The organism is Burkholderia sp. Se-20378, from assembly GCF_017104665.1.
GTDB classification, from domain to species: Bacteria; Pseudomonadota; Gammaproteobacteria; order Burkholderiales; family Burkholderiaceae; genus Burkholderia; species Burkholderia lata.
In genome coordinates, this window is the sequence record NZ_JAAGPG010000573.1 from 1 (window position 1) to 4990 (window position 4990).

Below are 4990 nucleotides of genomic sequence, written 5' to 3' on the forward strand. Positions count from 1 at the left end.
TGCCCCGCGAGCTCGTGGCCGACTACTTGTCCGGCGTGCTGATCGGCCACGAGCTCGCGGGGCTGGCGGCCGACGACGGTGGGCCGGGCGGTGCGGCCCGCGATCAGGCGCTGCGACCAATGTTGATCGGCGACGCCGCGTTGTGCGCGCGTTACCGGCATGCGGCATCGCTGTTCGGCTGGCCGCCCGTCGACACGATCGACGGTGCGGCGGCAGCCGGCCTGTGGGTGCTGGCCGAGCGGGCGGGGCTGCTGCCCGCGGCAAGCGAGGAGGGGGCGCCGGTTCGTCTCGACGAACCGGCTGCCGGAATGAGCGGCCGGCATCAGGATCGACCTGCGGTCGACTCGATGCCGGATCACGAATGCCAAATTTCGGGAGACTGACTTTGAAACACTGGAAGATTGTCGCAGCGCCGCTGATCGGCGCGCTCGCAGCATGCGGTGGTGGAGAATCGGCGGACGGCGTCGCGGCCGGGCAGCAGTTGGCTGCTTCGCCTGCGGTTGCGGCCGAAAAGACGGCCGATGACGTGCCCGGCACGCTGCATGTCGACTGCTCGCTCGGCTCGAACGGAACGGGATCGACTGCGACGCTGGGCTCCACCGCGAATCCGATCCACGATCTCGCGACGTTGAACCGGATCGTGCTCACCCCCGGCATGCACGTGCGCTTCAAGCGCGGCACGACCTGCGACGGCAGCTTTACGCCCGCACCGGGCAGTACCGGCGCGGCCGGTGCGCCGATCGTCGTCGACGCGTACGGCGACCCGAAGGCGCCGCGCCCCGTGATCGCGGCCGGCTGCACCGACGCGACGGCCGACCCCGACCAGTCGATCACCGAGCAGCACAAGACGCCGAGCGGGTTCAGCGGCTATTACTCGCTGTGCAAGTCGGACAACCCGACCGTGAACCGCGCGGCCATCTCCCTCTACAACACCCAGTACTGGGAAATCCGCTCGCTCGAGCTGACCAACGATGCGACCACGCCCGGCGGGCGCCTCGGGCTGTACGTGCGGCTCGAGGATTACGGCACGGGCAGTCACTATCACGTCGACGACGTGTACGTGCATCACGTGCGCGGCTATCTGAAGGACGTCGCGAGCAATTCGGTCGGTTCGTACAAGACGACCGGCGGGATGCTGTTCGAGGTGACTCGCGACAACGAACTCGTCGGCACGAAGGAGAAGCGCACCGGCTTCGACGACATCGCGGTCGAGAACAGCGAGATCTACAACGTCGACGCGGTGGCGCTGTCGACCCGGTCCGCGTGGATGTGCCGGGAAGGCGGCGCGCCGTGCGGCGACTATCCGCCGTACAAGGGCAACTCGGCCTACCTCACGAATCCGGCCACGCAGGCAGCGACGGACTATTTCCCGATGACGCGCGTCGTGTTCCGCAACAACCTGATCCACAACGTCGGCGGCGACGGCATCATCGTCCGCACGGCCACCGCGCCGCAGGTCGAGGCGAATCACCTGTACGACGTCTGGATGCGGGCGCCGGGCAACAGCGCCGGTGCCTGGGCGATCAACACCGACGATGCGCTGTTCCGCTACAACGAAGTCAACGGCGTGCGGCTGCAGAACAATATCGAGGCCGGCGACGGGATGGCGTTCGACGCCGATCTCGGCACGCGCAACACGCGCGTGGCCGCGAACTTCAGCCACGACAACGACGGCGGGCTGATGCTGTTCTGCGGATGCGGTTCGGACGGACTGGGCCACGTCGCGCAGGAAACCGGCGCGATCGTCGAGAACAACCTGAGCCTGAACGACAAGCGGCGGATCGTGTCGGCCGCGGGCTCGGCCGATTCCGTCGTGCGCGACAACGTCGTGATTACGCGCACGCCGGGCCTGGTCACGCCGATCGTCGAGAACCTCAGCTACGCGAACGCATTCCAGGTGACGGGCAACCGGTTCTACAACGCATCGGACAGCGGCGCGATCTTCCGGACGAAGAACGCGCAAGGCAGTTACGCGAACATCGTGTGGAGCGGCAACACGTACTTCGGCTATGCGGCGGATCCGGAATTCACCGGGCCGAACTATCGTCACGGCGCCCAGCCCGATACGGTGCAGCCGTTCGCGGGCCAGGACGTGGACGCGGTCGCCGGCGCGTGGCTGCGGGACAGCGGGTTCGACAAGCACAAGTACCGCGCACCGCACGCACGATGACGTCAAGGCCGCCGGCGCGGGGCGGCGCCCTGCGTCGGCGGGTCGCAGCCTGGATGCCGGCGCGACTTGATCGCCATCAACATTCGAACCCGTCATCCGCCGATGATGGTGACAAGGCCGCGCGCGATCAGACGCGCGGCAACTCACCCCAGCGAGGTTCGTATGTACGAGAAGATCATGGTGGCCGTCGACGGCAGCGCTTCATCGAAACAGGCGCTTGCCGAGGCAGTGAAGGTCGCGCTGGCAGGCGACGCACACGTCAGCGTCGTGTATGTGGTGGACAAGTCGGTGCTGTTCACTTACGCGGGCCGTTTCGATCCGCACGCGCTGGTCGAGGAAATTCGTGACGACGGGCGCAAGGTGTTGCGCGAAGCCGAGCAGATCATCGCGCTGGCCGGTGCGAAGGGCGAGGCCGAACTCGTCGAGACCGAAAGCATCGGCGAGGACATCGCGGAGCGCCTGCAGCGCTACGTGAAGGAATGCGGGATCGACCTCGCGGTGGTCGGCACGCACGGGCGGCGCGGTATTCGGCGCGTATTGCTCGGCAGCGTGGCCGAGCGTTTCGTGCGCGGCTCGAAGTGCCCGGTGCTGCTGATTCGCGGCGACGATGATGACGTCGCGGCTGCCGCTGCGGCTGCTTAACGCGGCGGGCGTGCGATGATACGTCGCCAGTACCGGATCGTCGTCGCGGCGATCGCCGTGTTCGTGTCGCTCGCGGGCATGATGGCCGTCGTGTCGGGGTTGCTGTTCGACAACGCGATGGCGCTGCGCGGCGGCGCGATCGCGCTGGTCGTCGGCGTGGCGGGCTTTGTCGTGATGCTCAACCCGGGCGCGAAAGGCGAGGAGTGATGCGGGCGGCCCCGCACGGCTTCCTGAGTTCGACCGTGCCGGAGGCAGCCGGCCACCGCTGCCCGCATGACCGGCGACAGCCGCGGCTGCGCCGTTGCTCCACTTACTCGCTGGCGGTACCCGGCGCCTTCGTGCCGTCCTGCCCGATCTGAATCGCCAGCCGCTTCAACGTTTCCGCCAGCTCCCCGTTCTTCGGGTGAACCTTCCGCGCCTGCGTGAACACATCGCGTGCTTCATCCTGACGGCCCAGTTTCCACAGCACTTCGCCCTTGTGCGTCAGCCCGGTCGCATAGGCTTCGCTTGCGTCCTTGTCCGTGTCGCCGTCCTTCGCGAAGATCGCGATCGAGCGGTCGAACCACGTCAGCGCTTCGTCGTTGCGGCCGAGGCGATACAGCGCCCAGCCCTTGCTGTCGAGCGCATACGCGTCGTTCGGCGATTCTGCGAGATGCGTGTCGATCATCGCGAGCCCGCGCTCGACTGCGACGCCGGCGTCGGCGAGCCGGTAGCCGATGTCGTTCAGGCGATCGTCGGGAATCCTGTCGAGATCGAGCGCGGCGGCCACGCGCCCCTCGTCGTGTTCGGCGATCGCGAGCGACAGCAGCTTGGCGACGATCTGCTGCCGCAATTCGCTGCTGATCCGGTTGCCGTTGGCGACCAGGCTGCCGAGGTATTGCGTGTACAGGTCAGGCGCGCCCGGGGTGTTCGCGCCGTTCGCGATGGTCAAGCCCGGGCCTGCGCACCAGTCGGTGTCGGCCGACCCGGCCAGCGTGCCGGCGTAAAGATTGACGTTTCGCGGCGTGTGCGATTGCGCGTAGTAGGTGTAGCCGTTCGCATCGGAATAGCCGCACGCCAGATATTCGTTCTCCACGTCCAGCACGTACGGGAAATGGCCGATCGGTGCCGAGCCGCCCGGCTCGACCAGCCGGAACGATTCGCCCAGCTCGCCGTCGCCGACGATCGGGTTGAACACCCATTGCTTCTCCGGATGCAGCTTCGGCAGCCGGACCCGGGCGGTGCGCCCGGCCGCGTCGGTCGTGCCGAAGATCACGCTGTCATGCTCTTCCGGCTTGACGGGCAGCCCCGCGATGACCTGACCGGGCAGGAACAGCCGGTAGCGCGCATACGGCAGCGGCTGGTGCGTGGCGGGGTCGCGCAGCACGAACTGGTGAACGTAAGCGCCTTTTCCGAACGACGCCGTCGGCGCGACGTAGTTGCGCGCGTAGGCGGCGGGCAGGGCGGTGCAGCTCAAGGCCGCGGCAACGAGCGCGGCGAGAAGGCGGGATGTCATGAATTTGCGGTTCTTGTTGGTAAAGGTGTTATTGACCGACGGCCGGAAATGCATTGAACGAACCGCGCGACCGTCGATATTCCGATGCAGATACCGATATGGATGGTTGGATCGTCCAGTGCAATTCAATGCGGATCTCGCCCGCCGCAATGTGATGCGGGGAAGCGGTGAGCGGATCACGCAGGAATGCAGTGCGGAGCATAACAGGCCGTGTCGGACGTCTCGCTCGTGCACGCGTATCTCGCCGGAAACGCCACGCACGCCGTATCCGGCCACGCGCGCTTCTGTCAAACTTGCGCCCATGAACCCGCGCCTAGCCTCACCGCCTTCCCCCGATTCCACACCTGCGCCCGCAGGCTTTCCCGACGCCGACGAACTGGCCGCGCTGCGTGCGTGGTACGCGGGCATGACCGTGCGTCAGGCCGTCGAGCGCTACCTGCCCGACCGGCTAGGCGAAGGGCGTTCGGCGCGTGGCGTGATCGGCGGCATCCGGCGCCGCCTCGTGCGCGTCGCGCGACAGGTCGGCCGGCTCGATCTTGCGGAGCGGCTCGGTCATCCTGACGGCGAGCGTATGCGGGAGGCGAAGGCGGCCGCCGAAGCGATCGGCCTGCTGCGTCATGCACGCGCGCCGGTCCCGCAGATCAGCGACGACGTCGGCCAGTGGCTGCCTGCGCGCGCGGAGG

5 protein-coding genes and 1 pseudogene are annotated in these 4990 nt (G+C 67.5%); 5 read left to right on the forward strand and 1 reads right to left on the reverse strand.

The window, feature by feature from the left end; translation table 11 throughout:
- The 4 genes from G3N93_RS33945 to G3N93_RS33960 form a co-directional block, all read left to right on the forward strand.
- The coding region (locus G3N93_RS33945) for a 2-dehydro-3-deoxygalactonokinase (RefSeq protein ID WP_206134931.1) at positions 1–383 on the forward strand (383 nt) is incomplete at its 5' end.
- A 2-nt stretch (positions 384–385) separates the two neighbouring features.
- The gene (locus G3N93_RS33950; RefSeq protein WP_206134932.1) at positions 386–2170 is read left to right on the forward strand and encodes a right-handed parallel beta-helix repeat-containing protein; all 1785 of its coding nucleotides are present in this window, start codon (positions 386–388) and stop codon (positions 2168–2170) included.
- Between the two features lie 162 nt (positions 2171–2332).
- Positions 2333–2812, forward strand: a complete 480-nt coding sequence (locus G3N93_RS33955; protein WP_174938365.1) for a universal stress protein — start codon at positions 2333–2335, stop codon at positions 2810–2812.
- Between the two features lie 15 nt (positions 2813–2827).
- The gene (locus G3N93_RS33960) at positions 2828–3019 is read left to right on the forward strand and encodes a DUF2964 family protein (protein ID WP_174932689.1); all 192 of its coding nucleotides are present in this window, start codon (positions 2828–2830) and stop codon (positions 3017–3019) included.
- A gap of 103 nt (positions 3020–3122) precedes the next feature.
- Here the strand turns inward: G3N93_RS33960 and G3N93_RS33965 are convergent, their stop codons facing one another.
- Entirely contained in the window at positions 3123–4307 is a 1185-nt protein-coding gene (locus G3N93_RS33965; protein ID WP_241026814.1) for a tetratricopeptide repeat protein, read from the reverse strand.
- Positions 4308–4608: 301 nt separating this feature from the next.
- On the opposite strand from G3N93_RS33965, the pseudogene G3N93_RS33970 reads away from it, so the two are divergent.
- Positions 4609–4990 (forward strand): annotated as a pseudogene (locus G3N93_RS33970) (integrase); the annotation flags it as partial.